Here is a 14,771-nt window from a genome sequence, read left to right on the forward strand (position 1 = left end):
GCCGGCGAGGGAGGAGGGGCGGCGTCAGGCGCCGATGAGCTTGGCGAACTTCTGCTCGTACGCCGTCTCTTCCTCGGCGCTGAGGGAGCGGAAGGCGTGCGAGGCGGCGGCCATCGCCGCGTCCGGGAGGATCAGTGTGTTGTCGGCCATCGACTTGTCGATCTTCGTGAGTTCGGCGCGCACCCCGTCGACCGGGCAGACGTAGTTGATGTACGCGGCGAGCTGGGCGGCGACCGGCGGTTGGTAGTAGTGGTCGATGAGCTTCTCGGCGTTGGTCTTGTGCCGCGCCTTGGCCGGGACCAGCAGATTGTCGCTGGAGATGATGTAGCCGCTGCGGGGGATGGCGAACTTGATGTCCGGGTTGTCGTGCTGGAGCTGGACGATGTCGCCGGCCCAGGCGACGCAGGCCGCGATATCCCCCTTGTCGAGGTCCGCGGTGTAGTCGTTGCCGGTGAAGCGGCGGATCTGCTTCTTGTCGACGGCCTTCTGGATACGGGCGATGGCGGCGTCGAAGTCGTCGTCGGTGAAGCTGCCCGGGTCCTTGCCCAGATCGAGCAGGGTCATTCCGATGGAGTCGCGCATCTCGGAGAGGAAGGCGACCCGCCCCTTGAGCCGCGGGTCGTCGAGCAGCTGGGAGACGGAGTCGACCGTCCGTCCGCCGGTGGCCTTCGCGTTGTACGCGATGACGGTCGGGATTCCGGTCCAGGGGTAGCTGTGGGCGCGGCCCGGGTCCCAGTCGGGTGAGCGGAACTGGTCGGAGAGGTTCGCGAACGCGTGGGGCAGCCGCGAGGGGTCGAGCTTCTGCGCGTACCCGAGCCTGATCATGCGGGCGGCGAGCCAGTCGGTGACGCAGATGAGGTCACGGCCGGTGTCCTGGCCGGCCGCCAGCTGCGGCTGGATCTTGCCGAAGAACTCGACGTTGTCGTTGATGTCCGCCGTGTACTTGACGCTGATGCCGGTGCGCTTCGTGAACGCCTCCAGCGTCGGATAGTGCTTCTCGTCCTCGCTGACGTCCATGTACTCGGTCCAGTTGGAGAAGACGACCCGCTTCTCGTCGGCCGAGTGGTCGGTGGACGCGGGGCCGTCACCCTCCCGCTTGGCGGGCGGGATCCCGCAGCCGCTCAGACCGGCGAGCCCGCCGATCGTGAGCGCGCCGACCCCGGTCGCGCGCAGCATGGAACGGCGGGTGAGGGCGCCCCTGCCGCTGGTCAGGCTGCGCCGCATCGCGGCCAGCTGGGCCCCGGAGAGACGGTCGGGCTCGTACTGCTCCATGCGCTGTGCCCTTTCGGGTGGGTGGTCACTGCGGGCGGACGGTCACTGGGGGCGGTCCCCGAAGATCGTGCGGTGCCAGTCCTTCCTGGCCACCGCGGTGTTGTCGTACATCACATGCTTGACCTGCGTGTACTCCTCGAAGGAGTACGCCGACATGTCCTTGCCGAACCCGCTGGCCTTGTATCCGCCGTGCGGCATCTCGCTGATGATCGGGATGTGGTCGTTGACCCAGACGCAGCCGGCCCTGAGCTCACGGGTGGCCCGGCCGGCGCGGTGGACGTCGCGGGTCCAGGCGGAGGCGGCGAGGCCGTACGGGGTGTCGTTGGCGAGCCGGATGCCCTCGTCGTCGGAGTCGAAGGGCAGAACGACGAGGACCGGGCCGAAGACCTCGGACTGGACGATCTCGCTGTCCTGGGCGGCGTCCGCGACGAGGGTCGGACGGTAGTACGCGCCGTCCTTCCACGCGCCGCCGGGGGCCTCGCCGCCGGTGACGATCCGGGCGTGGCCACGGGCCCGGTCGACGAAGCCGGCCACCCGGTCGCGGTGGGTGTGCGAGATCAGCGGGCCGAGGTCGGTGGCCGGATCGAAGGGGTCGCCGAGGCGCACGGTCTCCATCAGTTCGGCGACCCCGCTCACGAAGGCGTCGTACAGCGGCCGTTGCACATACGCGCGGGTGGCGGCCGTACAGTCCTGGCCGCCGTTGATGAGGGAGCCCGCGATCGCGCCGTGGACGGCGGCTTCCAGGTCCGCGTCGTCGAAGACCAGGAAGGGCGCCTTGCCGCCGAGTTCGAGATGGAGGCGTGTGACGGTGGCGGTGGCGATCTCCGCGACGCGCTTTCCGACGGCGGTGGAGCCGGTGAAGGAGGTCATCACGACATCGGGGTGGCCGACGAGCCGTTCCCCGGCGTCGGGCCCCGCGCCGGTGACGATATTGATCACGCCGTCGGGCAGCCCGGCCTCCTGGGCGGCCCGCGCGAACATCAGCGAGGTGAAGGGCGTGATCTCGGCGGGCTTCAGCACGATCGTGTTGCCCGCGGCGACGGCCGGCAGGATCTTCCAGGCCGCCATCTGGAGCGGGTAGTTCCAGGGCGCGATGGAGCCGACGACCCCGATCGGCTCCCGGCGTACGTACGAGGTGTGATCGGCGCTGTACTCACCGGCCGAGGCGCCCTGGAGATGGCGCGCGGCGCCCGCGAAGAACGCGGTGTTGTCGATGGTGCCGGGGACATCGAACTCGGTGGACAGCTTGATCGGTTTGCCGCACTGGAGCGATTCGGCGTACGCGAAGTCGTCGGCCTGCTCGGCGAGGACGGCCGCGAGCCGGTGCAGGGCGTCGGAGCGCTCCCCCGGGGTGGTGCCCGACCAGCCGGGGAACGCCTCGCGCGCGGCGGCGACGGCGGCGTCGACATCGGCCGGACCGGCCAGTTCGTACACGTACAGCTCCTCGCCGGTCGCCGGGTTCACGACGGCGTGCGTACGTCCCGAGGTGCCCGGTCGCGGCCGCCCGCCGATGAACTGCGCACCGCCCGCGAAGCGGTCCCGCACCTGGAAGCGGTTGGCCATGACGCTCTCCGATGTTCCAGCTGGTTGGTCAGCTGTTGTTCCGGCTGTTGTTCCGGCTTCAATTGAGTGCCGATCCTGACAGAGCACCGCCACCTCAACAAGGGATTCCGTTGTTGCCTTTTGGTTACGCGACGGAATCGGTCGACCATGTGTCGCGTCAGCGCGCTGATCGGCGGACGGAATGTCAGTGGTGGCTGCCAGACTCGCATGCATGGGGAAGAACTCGGGGCGTGAGAAGTACCTGCTCTTCTGGGGGCACACACCTCGGCGGGACGGCACACTCGGTGCGAGCTGTCTCAGTCAGTGGTGGCCGTCGCCGTTCACGGTGGACGGGGTGGAATACGCGACGGCCGAGCACTGGATGATGGCGGGCAAAGCGCGGCTCTTCGGCGACGAGATGGCCGAGCGCGCCGCTCTGGAGGCGGCGAATCCCGCGCTCGCCAAGAAGGCGGGGCGGCTGGTGCGCGATTTCGACGAGGCCGTATGGGAGCGCGAGCGCTTCGGCATCGTGGTGGAGGGCAGCGTCCACAAATTCGGACAGGATCCCGCGCTGCGCGGATTTCTGCTGGCCACGGGCGACCGGATACTCGTCGAGGCCAGCCCGATGGACCGGATCTGGGGCATCGGGCTGGCCTCGGACGACGAGCGGGCGCAGGATCCCACGCGCTGGCGCGGGCTGAATCTGCTGGGCCTGGCGCTGATGGAGGCGCGTGAGCGGCTCCGGACCGAGGCCGCGGACGCGGGATCCACCGGCTGAGGACCGGTCGACTCAGGACCTACCGCCTCGGGACCGGCCGGGTCTACCGGGTGACGTCGACCACCAGCGAGGTGCTGTAGTCGTCGTAGGTGCTGTCGTAGTCGTTGTTCCTCTCCTCGTTGATCGCCTGGGTGATGCCCCAGATGATGAAGCCGAGGAAGATGACGCCGAGGGCGATGCCGATCGACCCGAGGATGACACCGGCGCGGGCCTGACCCTCGTTGTTGGCCTCGCCGCGCTGTACCCGCTTCCTGCCGACGATGCCGAAGATCAGCGCGAGTGTGCCGAGGATGATGCCGCCGATGCCGTACAGACAGAACAGACAGACGGACAGGATGCCGAGCACCATCGCGGCGACGCCCATACCGTTCGCCGGGGGCTGCCAGCCGGGCTGGCCGTATCCCGGCATGCCCGCGTACGGCTGGGCGGCGGCGGGGTAGCCGGGGTAGCCATAGCCGGGGGCCGGTCCCGGTCCCGCGCCGGCGCCGTACGGAGCGGCGGGGTGCTGGACGGGCGCGGCGCCCGGGTAGCCATAAGGACCGGGGGCGGGCTGGGCCGGTCCCCCGGGAGCGGTCGGCGGCGGGGGCACGGCGCCGGACTCGGGCCCTCCGATCGGCATACCGGTGACCGTCGGCTGGTTGTGCACCGATCCGGCCGACGGCTGCGGGGGCTGTGGGTCCCCTGAGAACTGCTGTCCAGGAAACTCGGGTGATATCGGTGGCGGCGGCAGCGGCGCCGGCTTGTCCAGCGGAATCCGCTGCTCGGGCGGAGCCCAGGGATCACTCGGCTCGTAGCCGCCCGGCGGCCGCTCGCTCTTGTCTGACATGGGCCTCCCCCATCGTAATTCCGTCATGCTACGGCCTCCGCCACACGCGGATCCGGCCCGGCCTACGATGATCCCTGACCCGAGCGGCCCCGGGCAGGGGGCGGACGTCCCGCCCCCTGCCGACGCCGTGAATTCTTGGCACCCGCCCCAGCATCCGGAGGACTCCGATGACCGACCTGCACCCCTTCATCGCGGGGCTGCCCAAGGCCGAACTGCATGTGCACCATGTCGGATCGGCGTCGCCCCGAATCGTCGCCGAACTGGCCGCCCGGCACGCGGACTCCAAGGTGCCCACCGACCCCGAGGCGCTCGCCGACTACTTCACCTTCACCGACTTCGCACACTTCATCGACGTCTATCTCTCGGTCGTCGATCTGGTCCGTACGCCCGAGGACGTCCGGCTGCTGACCTTCGAGGTCGCCCGTGACATGGCCCGCCAGAACATCCGCTACGCCGAGCTGACGGTCACCCCGTTCAGCTCGACCAGCCGCGGCATCCCCGAACTGGGCTTCATGGAGGCGATCGAGGACGCCAGGAAGAGCGCCGAGGCCGAGTTCGGCGTCGTGCTGCGCTGGTGCTTCGACATCCCCGGCGAGGCCGGGCTGCCCGCGGCCGAGGAGACCGCCAGGCTCGCGCTGGACCTGCGGCCCGAGGGGCTGATCGCCTTCGGTCTCGGCGGCCCCGAGATCGGGGTGCCCCGGCCGCAGTTCAAGCCGTACTTCGACCGCGCGATCGCCGCGGGACTGCACTCCGTGCCGCACGCCGGTGAGACGACGGGCCCCGAAACGATCTGGGACGCGCTGCGCGAGCTGGGCGCGGAGCGCATCGGCCATGGCACGAGCGCCGTCCAGGACCCGGAGCTGCTGGCGTACCTCGCTGAGCACCGCATCCCGCTGGAGGTGTGCCCGACCTCCAATATCGCCACCCGCGCCGTCCTCGATCTCGATGAGCACCCGATCAAGGCGATGGTCGCGGCAGGTGTGCTGGTGACGGTCAACAGCGACGACCCGCCGATGTTCGGCACGGACCTCAACCAGGAGTACGGGGTGGCCGCCCGGCTGCTCGGCCTGGACGAGCGCGATCTCGCCGATCTCGCGAAGAACGGTGTCGAGGCCTCCTTCCTCGACACGGACGGCAAGAAGCGGCTCACCGCCGAGATCGACGCGTACACCGCCCAGTGGCTCGCGCGCTGACGATGGCCGGCGACCGGAGGGACCGGGACACCGCCGCGCGGAAGGTCGTCGCCGTCGGCCACCGCGGCGATCCCTACCGCGTGCGGGAGAACACCCTCCCGTCCGTGCACTCCGCGCGGCGGCGGGGCGCGGACGCGGTCGAGATCGATGTCAGGCTCACCCGCGACGGTGTGCCCGTGCTGCTGCACGACTCCACGCTGGAGCGGCTCTGGGGCCATGAACGGCGGCTGGCGGAGCTGACGTACGAGGAGCTGCGCGCGCTGACGGACGGCGGAGTCCCGACGCTGCGCGAGGCGCTCACGGCGGAGGACCCGGACGGAACGAGCAACGGAACGGGCAGCGGGAACGCGGGGGCGGACGGGGCGCGGTTCATGGTGGACCTTCCCGGCGCGACCGAGGAGTCGGTGCGGACGATCGTCGGCACGGTGCGTGAGTGCGGCGCCGCCGAGCGCGTGTACTACTGCGCGGGCCCGAGCGCGATGCTCGCCGTCCGCGCCGCCGACGCCCGCGCCGAGATCGCCATGACATGGACGACGCTCGCGCCACCGCGTCCTGCCCTGCTCGCGGCGGTGCGGCCACGCTGGCTCAACTACCGGTTCGGGCTGGTCAGCCGGGAGCTGGCCGACCGCAACCACCGGGACGGGCTGCTGGTCTCCGCCTGGACCGTGGACACCCGGCGCAGCATGCGCCGGCTCATCGCGCACGGCGTCGACTCCGTCACCACCAACCGGATCGATGTCCTGTCCGGGCTGCTGGGGACTCGTCGTTCGTGAACCGCCGGGCATACGGTCGGGAATGATGGGCCGACGGTCCCTCCCGTGATCACGGCGGGCGCGGCAGGACCAGAGGAGACGATGTGTCCGACGACCACAACACCCCGCGCGCGACGGGGCGTATCCGGGCTCGCCCCGTCGGTGGCCCGCCGGCTCATCGAGGAGTACACCCGGCAGCCGGCCAGGCCCGCCGCCGCGGGCGCCGCGCGGCTCGATGTCCTGACCGCCCGGGAGCGCGAGACTCTGCTGCATCTGGCGCGCGGGCTGTCCAACGCGGAGATCGCGGCGGCGCTCACCGTCAGCGAACACACCGTCAAAACGCATGTGGGTCATGTGCTGGCGAAGCTCGGTCTGCGCGACCGCGTCCAGGCGGTCATCTGCGCGTACGAGACCGGTCTGATCGCCGCCGGACATCCTCCCCACGGAGGAGACGCGCCGCGCGACTCCCCCGTACCGGCGAGGGATTGAGGCCGCGAGAACCGCTCGTTCCGGCGATCCGCCGGGCCGCCGCGCTCAGCAGGATGAGGTGGGTCGGCGCAGCCCGCCTCTGTCACCTGGAGACCCAGACATGCACGCCCGTCTACGCACCGCCCTGGCCGCCGCACTGGTTCTGGGGATCGCGGCAACTCCCTCGGCCCCGGCCGCCTTCGCCCACGCGGCGCCGCACAGCAGCGCGTACAGAAGCGCCCCCGACGCCGAGGCGCTGCGGGCCGCCCTCGCCGGTCTGCCCGACGCCGACGCGACCGCCGCGCTGGTCCGGGTGGGCGGCGGGGACGGCAGCCGGCGCGGCAGCGCGGGCGTCCACGATCTGCGCGGCGGCCGGCCCGCCGACGAGAACGGCCGCTTCCGGGCCGGTTCGGTGACGAAGGTGTTCACCGCCGCCGTGGTGCTCCAGCTTGCCGCCGAGCGGAAGGTGGACCTCGACCGCCCGGCCAGGGCCTGTCTGCCGGCGCTGATCCCGGCGGCGTACGGCGCGGTCACCGTACGGCAGTTGCTCAACCACACCAGCGGGATCCGGCGGCCGAGCTGCCCGGGGACACCATCGAGGAGTGGTACGCCCATCGTCCGCCCGTCTTGCCCCACACCTGGCGGCCGCCGAGCGTCTTCACCGACAGACCGGCGCTGTACGCGGCGGGGTCGCCGGAGACATGGTCGCGTACGGACGGGTCCGGCAGGGTGAACATCTCCTCCAACTGCGGCTCCGGCACCACCCGACCGCGGAACAGGGCCTGGATCAACGCGACGGACGCGAAGGGCCGGGACATGAACCCGACTGCGCTGAAGCTGATGGTCGCCACCTTCGGCGCCCCGTCCGCGCGGGCGGGTTCCGTCCGCAGCGCTACAGGTCGGCGCCCGGGTCCTCCCTCGACGGTCCCGGTTCCTCGGCCCTGAGCGTCTCCGGCGGCACCTCCTTCGCCCGCTCCGTGAGCACCTTCCCGATGAACAGGTCGTAGACGTAGATCCCGATGAGTCCCCCGAGCAGCGGTCCGACAATGGGAATCCAGAAATAGCCGCTGAACCACTGGAAGCTGCCCGGTAGCGCGATATCCCCCCAGCCCAGGAAGTACGTCCACAGCCGTGGACCGAAGTCACGCGCGGGGTTGATCGCGTATCCGGCGTTCGTACCGATGCTCAGTCCGATCGCGACGACGACCAGACCGATCAGGAACGGTGCGAGATTGGACAAGGGCCCGCTGTTGCGCGTGTCGATGAGCGCGGAGACCAGGAGGAGGAGAATCGCGGTGCCGATGACCTGGTCCAGGAAGGGCCCCCACCAGGAATTGCCGAAGTACTCGGCCGGGAAGGTGGCGAAAATCGAGAAGGTGGCGAGCGACTGGTCCCTGGCGATTCCGGCCTTGCCGTTGAAATCGTTGATGGCCCAGCTGTACGCGGAAAAGACCACGCCGGCGGCGAGGAAGGCACCCAGGAGCTGTGCGCCCCAATAGGGCAGGACCTTGTTCCAGGGGAATCTTCGGCGTGCGGCGAAGGCGAGCGTGACGGCGGGGTTGATGTGCCCTCCGCTGATGCCTCCGGAGACATACACCCCGAAGACCACGCCGAGACCCCAGCCCCACGAGACGATCAGCCAGTTCGCCGGGCCGAAGGCGACCGTCTGACGGCCCGATCCGGGGAGTCCGGCGACGGCCACGGCGACCGAACCACAGCCCAGCAGGATCAGTACAAACGTTCCCAGGAATTCCGCGAGCAGCTCGCCATTGAGTCCTTCCCGGTATCCGCGACGCTTTGTACTGGTAGTCGCCATTGCTCCTCCTGCTTCAGACAGCCTCGGGACAGCCTTCGGACGGCCCGAGCGGGCCGTGATAGAAGCGACTGTAGGACCGTCCGGTGGAACGCGCCCGGTGAGCGCGGTGCACAGCTGAGGGCGTGTCACGCGGGCAGGGGAGCCATTCGGGTGACGGTTTTCCGCTGTGCGCATACGAAAGGGGCGGGCGGTGGACAAGAAGTCCACCGCCCGCCCCTTCCACGGGAATTCCACGTCGGACCGGGACGCGCCCCGGTGGCTGTATCAGCCGTCGAGCGAGGTCATCACGTGCTTGATACGCGTGTAGTCGTCGAAGCCGTACGCCGAGAGGTCCTTGCCGTATCCGGACTTCTTGAAGCCTCCGTGCGGCATCTCCGCGACCAGCGGAATGTGGGTGTTGATCCACACGCAGCCGAAGTCCAGTGACTTGGACATCCGCATCGCCCGCCCGTGGTCCTTGGTCCACACCGAGGAGGCGAGCGCGTACTCGACGCCGTTGGCGTACTCCAGGGCCTGCGCCTCGTCCGTGAAGGACTGGACGGTGATGACCGGGCCGAAGACCTCGTTCTGGATGATCTCGTCGTCCTGCTTGAGGCCGGAGACGACGGTCGGAGCGTAGAAGTAGCCCTTGTCGCCGACCTGGTGGCCGCCCGCCTCGACCTTGGCGTGGGCCGGCAGCCGCTCGATGAAGCCGGAGACCTGCTTCAGCTGGTTGGCGTTGTTGAGCGGGCCGTAGAGCACGTCCTCGTCGTCCGCGGCGCCGGTCTTCGTGTCGGCCGCGGCCTTCGCGAGCGCCGTCACGAACTCGTCGTGGATCGACTCGTGGACGAGGACGCGGGTGGCGGCCGTACAGTCCTGCCCGGCGTTGAAGTAGCCCGCCACCGCGATGTCCTCGACGGCCTTGGCGATGTCGACGTCCTCGAAGACGACGACCGGCGCCTTGCCGCCCAGCTCCAGGTGGACGCGCTTGACGTCCTTGGCCGCCGACTCGGCGACCTGCATGCCGGCCCGTACGGAACCGGTGATCGAGGCCATCGCCGGGATCGGGTGCTCGACCATCGCCCGGCCGGTGTCGCGGTCGCCGCAGATGACGTTGAAGACGCCCTTGGGAACGATCGCGCCGATGATCTCGGCCAGCAGCGTGGTCGAGGCCGGGGTGGTGTCCGACGGCTTGAGCACCACGGTGTTGCCCGCGGCGAGGGCCGGCGCGAACTTCCACACGGCCATCATCATCGGGTAGTTCCACGGCGCGACCTGCGCGCAGACGCCGACCGGCTCGCGGCGGACGATGGAGGTGAGCCCCTCCATGTACTCCCCGGCCGAGCGGCCTTCGAGCATCCGGGCGGCGCCCGCGAAGAAGCGGATCTGGTCCACCATCGGCGGGAGCTCTTCGGTACGGGTCAGCTCCAGCGGCTTGCCGGTGTTCTCGGACTCGGCGGCGATCAGATCCTCCGCCCGCTCCTCGAAGGCGTCCGCGATCTTGAGCAGTACCTTCTGGCGTTCGGCCGGGGTGGTGTCGCGCCAGGCGGGGAAGGCCGCCGCGGCGGCCTCCATCGCGGCGTCGACGTCGGCCTGCCCCGAGAGCGGGGAGGTGGCGTACACCTCGCCCGTGGCCGGGTTGACCACCTCGATGGTCCGCCCGTCCGCGGCGTCCCGGAACTCTCCGTTGATGTAGTTACGCAGCCGGCGCAGCTCGGTGGTCACTGCCACCCCTCCTGTCGGAAGTTACGTATCGGAATGTCCGATGGGTGAGACACCCACCCTAATCGGTCGGTCGACGCTTTCAACAGGCCGGACCCCCCACAACTTCGGATTCGGTGAGATTCGATCGCTTCAACAACGAATTTCATCGATACGGGGTTGCGGGACAGACGAGTCGCAGTGCACAGTGAAGCGCGTGGCCAGTCGTAGCGCAGACTCCAGGACAGACTCCAGGACCGGGAACGGATCATCACCGTCCATCGATGCCGTGTCCCTCGCGATCATCGAACAGCTCCAGGAGGACGGGCGGCGCCCGTACGCCGCGATCGGCAAGGCCGTCGGCCTCTCCGAGGCGGCCGTGCGCCAGCGCGTCCAGAAGCTGCTCGACCAGGGCGTGATGCAGATCGTCGCCGTCACCGACCCGCTCACCGTGGGTTTCCGGCGCCAGGCGATGGTCGGCATCAATGTCGAGGGTGATCTGGATCCGGTCGCGGACGCGCTGTCGGCCATGGACGAGTGCGAGTACGTGGTGATGACCGCGGGCTCGTTCGACCTGATGGTGGAGATCGTCTGCGAGGACGACGACCACCTGCTCGATGTGATCAACAAGCGGATCCGCGCGCTCCCCGGCGTGCGCTCCACCGAGAGCTTCGTCTACCTCAAGCTGAAGAAGCAGACCTACATGTGGGGAACCCGATAGCCGTGAGCAAGGACCTCTCCAAGACCGCGTACGACCACCTGTGGATGCACTTCACCCGCATGTCGTCGTACGAGAACGCACCCGTGCCCACCATCGTGCGTGGTGAGGGCACCTACATCTACGACGACCAGGGCAAGCGCTACCTGGACGGTCTCTCGGGACTGTTCGTGGTGAACGCCGGGCACGGCCGCCACGAGCTGGCCGAGACCGCCTACAAGCAGGCGCAGGAGCTGGCCTTCTTCCCGGTCTGGTCGTACGCGCATCCCAAGGCCGTCGAGCTGGCCGAGCGGCTCGCCCACTACGCGCCGGGCGACCTCAACAAGGTCTTCTTCACCACGGGCGGCGGCGAGGCGGTCGAGACCGCCTGGAAGCTGGCCAAGCAGTACTTCAAGCTGACCGGCAAGCCGACCAAGTACAAGGTCATCTCGCGCGCCGTCGCCTACCACGGCACACCGCAGGGAGCCCTGTCCATCACCGGTCTGCCGGCCCTGAAGGCGCCGTTCGAGCCGCTGGTCCCGGGCGCGCACAAGGTCCCGAACACCAACATCTACCGCGCGCCGCTCTACGGCGACGATCCCGAGGCCTTCGGCCGCTGGGCCGCCGACCAGATCGAGCAGGAGATCCTCTTCGAGGGCCCGGAGACGGTCGCGGCGGTCTTCCTGGAGCCGGTGCAGAACGCGGGCGGCTGTTTCCCGCCGCCGCCCGGGTACTTCCAGCGGGTCCGCGAGATCTGCGACCAGTACGACGTCCTGCTCGTCTCCGACGAGGTCATCTGCGCCTTCGGCCGGCTCGGCACGATGTTCGCGTGCGACAAGTTCGACTACGTACCGGACATGATCACCTGCGCCAAGGGCATGACCTCGGGCTACTCCCCGATCGGCGCGTGCATCGTCTCCGACCGGCTCGCCGAGCCGTTCTACGAGGGTGACAACACCTTCCTGCACGGCTACACCTTCGGCGGCCACCCGGTCTCGGCGGCGGTCGGCCTCGCCAACCTCGACATCTTCGAGCGCGAGGGCCTCAACCAGCACGTGCTGGACAACGAGTCCGCCTTCTTCGACACGCTGAGCAAGCTGCACGACCTGCCGATCGTCGGGGACGTGCGCGGCAACGGCTTCTTCTACGGCATCGAGCTGGTGAAGGACAAGGCCACGAAGGAGACGTTCACGGACGAGGAGACCGAGCGCGTCCTGTACGGCTTCCTCTCCAAGAAGCTGTACGAGAACGGTCTGTACTGCCGGGCCGACGACCGCGGCGACCCGGTCGTGCAGCTGGCGCCGCCGCTGATCTCCGACCAGTCGACGTTCAACGAGATCGAGGGAATCCTGCGGTCCGTGCTGACGGAGGCGTGGACCAAGCTCTGACGGTGACGATGTCCTCCGGCCGGTTCCGTACCGACCGTACGGAACCCACCCCGCATGACGGCCCGGGTGCCGCCTTTCGAGTGAGAAGGGCGGCACCCGGGCCGTGTGCTGTCCGTACTCCCGGCTCCGAATCCCTACCGTGCCCAGTGACCGATCGTCGCCGCCTTCGTTCCCCCGGACGGGGGAGGTAAATCCGAACCGAGGTGTACGCCAATGGTGGCCCCACCGGACAACGACGTGCTCTGGGCGCGTTCTCTGAACTACTCCCACAACGGCTCCCCCGCACTCGACAGCGTCTCGCTCGGTGTGCGCGAGGGTGAGATCCTCGCCGTCAACGGCCCGCGCGGCAGCGGCAAGACGACTCTGCTGCGGTGTCTGTCGGGTCAGCTGGTGCCGCAGGAGGGCGAGGTCTGGTTCAACAGCTCGCCGGTCCACACCATGAGCGCACCGCTCCGCGAACAGCTGCGCCGCGACCGCTTCAGCTGGATCGGCCCGGAGCCGTCCCTCGTCCCCGAGCTCAACGCCTGGGAGAACGCGGCCCTGCCGCTGCTGATGAACGGCTCGTCCCACCGCGCCGCCAAGGCGGCGGCGATGGAGTGGCTGGAACGCCTCGACATCGGAGGCTGCGCCCGGAAACGTCCGTACGCCCTGTACCAGGCCCAGCGGCAGCGCGTCGCCGTCGCCCGCGCGCTGGTCACCACGCCCGCGGTGCTCTTCGCCGACGAGCCGGCGGCGGCGCTGCATCTCACGGACGGGGCGCAGGTGCTGCGTACGCTGACCACCGCGGCCCGCTCGCACCGGATCACCGTCGTCCTGGCCACCCTCGACGAGGAGCTCACGGCGCTGGCCGACCGTACGGTCTCACTGGTGGACGGACGCCGGGTCAGCTCGCTCCGGCCGTCCGAGGCGGAAGGCCGGGCCGCGTGCTCGCTCTCCGTCTAGGCCTCGGCACGCACCCCCTGGTCCTGCTGCGCCGGCTGCTGGTCGCCGCCGCCTCCGCCGGGGTCGGTTTCCTTCTGTTGTGCACGCTCGGCTGGGCGCTGGACCACCCGGCCGGGTCCCAGGCGCGGCTCCTCTGGTGTCTGATCCCGCTGGCCGCGACGGTGCAGTTCGCGGTCGCCACGGCCCGTACCGATCAGAGCACCGTGCCGCGCACCGGGCTGTCGGCGGTGGGCCTCGGCCCGGCCAGGCTCGCCGCGCTGGCCGCCTCGTCGACCGCCGTGTCCTGCACGCTGGGGAGCGCGGTGGCGCTGCTGTTCTTCCTGCATCTGCGTGGTGATCTGACCGGGATGCCGTTCGACGGCGAGGCCGCGAAACTGCTCGCCGCGGGCCGGCCGCTGCCGCTGGGCGCGGCGCTGACGCTGCTGGCGGCGGTGCCGGTGCTGGCGACGGGGGCGACCTGGCTGGCGCTGCGGACGCGCACCACGACGGACCTCCGGCCCGTTCCCGTGAGGGCGCCCGCCCGGCCCGCCAACGCCACGGCGGTCACCGCGGATTCGGCCACGGACGCGGACATGGACAGGGCGTCGGACTCGACTTCGGACGCGGACTCGGACACGGTCTCGGGAACGGCCTCGGGAACGGACGATCCCGCGGATCCGGCGAAGGCCCCGGGCGCGGCCGTCAACGAGGCCAGGGCCATGACACCCGTGCGCGTCCCCGACCCGGCATCGGCGCCGGCCGGCCTGCCGTGGGGCGTCGCGATCACGACGGTGGGGCTCGCGGTCGAGACCTACGCGAGCCGGGGCCGGGGCGGCAACCCGCTGCCGCTGCCGGGCCACTTCGAGGGCAGTTCGGCCGGAGTGCTGGCGGGCTGGGCGCTGACGGCGGTCGGCCTGGCCCTGGCCGGGCCCGGGATCACCCATATCTGCGGCTGGCTGCTCCAGGCCGTGCGCCCCGGCGCGATCCGGCTGCTCGCGGGCCGCACGCTGATGGCCGAGGCGCGCCGTATCGGCCGGCCGCTGGGTGTGCTGTGCGCGGTGGTCTCGGGCGCGTTCGCCGCGGCGTCGCTGTACGGGCCCGGTGACGAACGGCCCTTCGGCCCGCTCACCGGCCTCGGCGCCGCCCTGGTCATCGGCTGCGCGGCAGCCACGGTCCTGACGGCGGCCCTGGAGTCCAGACAGGCCCGTGTCTCCACCACCGAGTCGATGTACCGGCTCGGCGCCCCCGCCACGCTCCTGCGTACGGCGGCGGCGGTGCGCGCGACCACGATCCTTCTGGTGTTCGCCCCGCTGACCTGGGCGGTGGCGGCCCTGGCGGCGGTCCCGCTGACCACCTGAGCGACGCTCCTCCCGGAACCGGCCGTGCCCCGCCCGAGTGCGGGGCACGGCCGGTTCCGGCTGTCCGGGGACCGAGGCCG

The 14,771-nt window shown here is 70.2% G+C and carries 12 protein-coding genes and 2 pseudogenes; 9 read left to right on the forward strand and 5 right to left on the reverse strand.

Features of this window, described 5'->3' with window-relative positions; genetic code table 11:
* Positions 1-24 precede the first annotated feature (24 nt).
* Together IF11_RS0113010 and IF11_RS0113015 are read right to left on the reverse strand one after the other, a co-directional pair.
* Positions 25-1,272, reverse strand: coding sequence for an ABC transporter substrate-binding protein (locus tag IF11_RS0113010; RefSeq protein ID WP_030351705.1), 1,248 nt, complete (start codon positions 1,270-1,272; stop codon positions 25-27).
* Between the two features lie 42 nt (positions 1,273-1,314).
* Positions 1,315-2,835 carry a gamma-aminobutyraldehyde dehydrogenase gene (locus IF11_RS0113015; protein WP_030351706.1) on the reverse strand — a complete coding sequence of 507 codons (1,521 nt, stop codon included), beginning with the start codon at positions 2,833-2,835 and terminating at the stop codon, positions 1,315-1,317.
* A gap of 181 nt (positions 2,836-3,016) precedes the next feature.
* Between IF11_RS0113015 and IF11_RS0113020 the strand changes: the two genes are divergently transcribed.
* A complete protein-coding gene (locus IF11_RS0113020) occupies positions 3,017-3,592 on the forward strand; it encodes a riboflavin biosynthesis intermediates N-glycosidase (protein WP_030351707.1) in 576 nt (191 codons plus the stop codon).
* Between the two features lie 43 nt (positions 3,593-3,635).
* Here IF11_RS0113020 and IF11_RS0113025 read toward each other — a convergent pair whose 3' ends face one another.
* Positions 3,636-4,418, reverse strand: coding sequence for a DUF4190 domain-containing protein (locus IF11_RS0113025; protein ID WP_030351708.1), 783 nt, complete (start codon positions 4,416-4,418; stop codon positions 3,636-3,638).
* A gap of 167 nt (positions 4,419-4,585) precedes the next feature.
* Between IF11_RS0113025 and IF11_RS0113030 the strand changes: the two genes are divergently transcribed.
* The 4 genes and pseudogenes from IF11_RS0113030 to IF11_RS42030 form a co-directional block, all read left to right on the forward strand.
* Positions 4,586-5,611 (forward strand): adenosine deaminase, encoded by a 1,026-nt coding sequence (locus IF11_RS0113030; protein WP_030351709.1) that lies wholly within the window; start codon positions 4,586-4,588, stop codon positions 5,609-5,611.
* 2 nt (positions 5,612-5,613) lie between these two features.
* A complete protein-coding gene (locus tag IF11_RS0113035; RefSeq protein ID WP_030351710.1) occupies positions 5,614-6,384 on the forward strand; it encodes a glycerophosphodiester phosphodiesterase in 771 nt (256 codons plus the stop codon).
* A 114-nt stretch (positions 6,385-6,498) separates the two neighbouring features.
* Positions 6,499-6,852, forward strand: a pseudogene (locus IF11_RS0113040) (response regulator transcription factor); the annotation flags it as partial.
* A 100-nt stretch (positions 6,853-6,952) separates the two neighbouring features.
* A pseudogene (locus IF11_RS42030) lies at positions 6,953-7,449 on the forward strand (serine hydrolase domain-containing protein); the annotation flags it as partial.
* A gap of 274 nt (positions 7,450-7,723) precedes the next feature.
* On the opposite strand, the gene IF11_RS0113050 reads toward IF11_RS42030, so the two are convergent.
* Positions 7,724-8,647 carry an MIP/aquaporin family protein gene (locus tag IF11_RS0113050; RefSeq protein WP_030351713.1) on the reverse strand — a complete coding sequence of 308 codons (924 nt, stop codon included), beginning with the start codon at positions 8,645-8,647 and terminating at the stop codon, positions 7,724-7,726.
* 264 nt (positions 8,648-8,911) lie between these two features.
* Positions 8,912-10,351 (reverse strand): gamma-aminobutyraldehyde dehydrogenase, encoded by a 1,440-nt coding sequence (locus tag IF11_RS0113055; RefSeq protein ID WP_030351714.1) that lies wholly within the window; start codon positions 10,349-10,351, stop codon positions 8,912-8,914.
* A gap of 193 nt (positions 10,352-10,544) precedes the next feature.
* On the opposite strand from IF11_RS0113055, the gene IF11_RS0113060 reads away from it, so the two are divergent.
* The 4 genes from IF11_RS0113060 (at position 10,545) to IF11_RS0113075 (ending at position 14,691) form a co-directional block, all read left to right on the forward strand.
* Complete coding sequence (locus IF11_RS0113060; protein ID WP_030351715.1) at positions 10,545-11,048, forward strand: Lrp/AsnC family transcriptional regulator; 504 nt, start codon at positions 10,545-10,547, stop codon at positions 11,046-11,048.
* Positions 11,033-12,412: an aspartate aminotransferase family protein gene (locus IF11_RS0113065; protein ID WP_030351716.1), complete on the forward strand. Its 1,380-nt coding sequence runs from the start codon at positions 11,033-11,035 to the stop codon at positions 12,410-12,412. The genes IF11_RS0113060 and IF11_RS0113065 overlap by 16 nt, the downstream gene beginning before the upstream one ends.
* 213 nt (positions 12,413-12,625) lie before the next feature.
* Complete coding sequence (locus tag IF11_RS0113070; RefSeq protein WP_030351717.1) at positions 12,626-13,354, forward strand: ABC transporter ATP-binding protein; 729 nt, start codon at positions 12,626-12,628, stop codon at positions 13,352-13,354.
* Positions 13,336-14,691, forward strand: coding sequence for a hypothetical protein (locus IF11_RS0113075; protein ID WP_030351718.1), 1,356 nt, complete (start codon positions 13,336-13,338; stop codon positions 14,689-14,691). The genes IF11_RS0113070 and IF11_RS0113075 overlap by 19 nt, the downstream gene beginning before the upstream one ends.
* The last annotated feature ends 80 nt before the right edge of the window (positions 14,692-14,771 follow it).

The sequence above is a fragment of the Streptomyces scopuliridis RB72 genome (assembly GCF_000718095.1).
In the GTDB taxonomy this organism is placed as follows: Bacteria; Actinomycetota; Actinomycetes; order Streptomycetales; family Streptomycetaceae; genus Streptomyces; species Streptomyces scopuliridis.

Excerpts from the sequence above, each read along its gene's own strand:
- IF11_RS0113010 (WP_030351705.1), bottom strand. The coding sequence starts at position 1,272 with ATGGAGCAGTACGAGCCCGACCGTCTCTCCGGGGCCCAGCTGGCCGCG.
- IF11_RS0113015 (WP_030351706.1), bottom strand. The coding sequence starts at position 2,835 with ATGGCCAACCGCTTCCAGGTGCGGGACCGCTTCGCGGGCGGTGCGCAG.
- IF11_RS0113020 (WP_030351707.1), top strand. The coding sequence starts at position 3,017 with ATGTCAGTGGTGGCTGCCAGACTCGCATGCATGGGGAAGAACTCGGGG.
- IF11_RS0113025 (WP_030351708.1), bottom strand. The coding sequence starts at position 4,418 with ATGTCAGACAAGAGCGAGCGGCCGCCGGGCGGCTACGAGCCGAGTGAT.
- IF11_RS0113030 (WP_030351709.1), top strand. The coding sequence starts at position 4,586 with ATGACCGACCTGCACCCCTTCATCGCGGGGCTGCCCAAGGCCGAACTG.
- IF11_RS0113035 (WP_030351710.1), top strand. The coding sequence starts at position 5,614 with ATGGCCGGCGACCGGAGGGACCGGGACACCGCCGCGCGGAAGGTCGTC.
- IF11_RS0113050 (WP_030351713.1), bottom strand. The coding sequence starts at position 8,647 with ATGGCGACTACCAGTACAAAGCGTCGCGGATACCGGGAAGGACTCAAT.
- IF11_RS0113070 (WP_030351717.1), top strand. The coding sequence starts at position 12,626 with ATGGTGGCCCCACCGGACAACGACGTGCTCTGGGCGCGTTCTCTGAAC.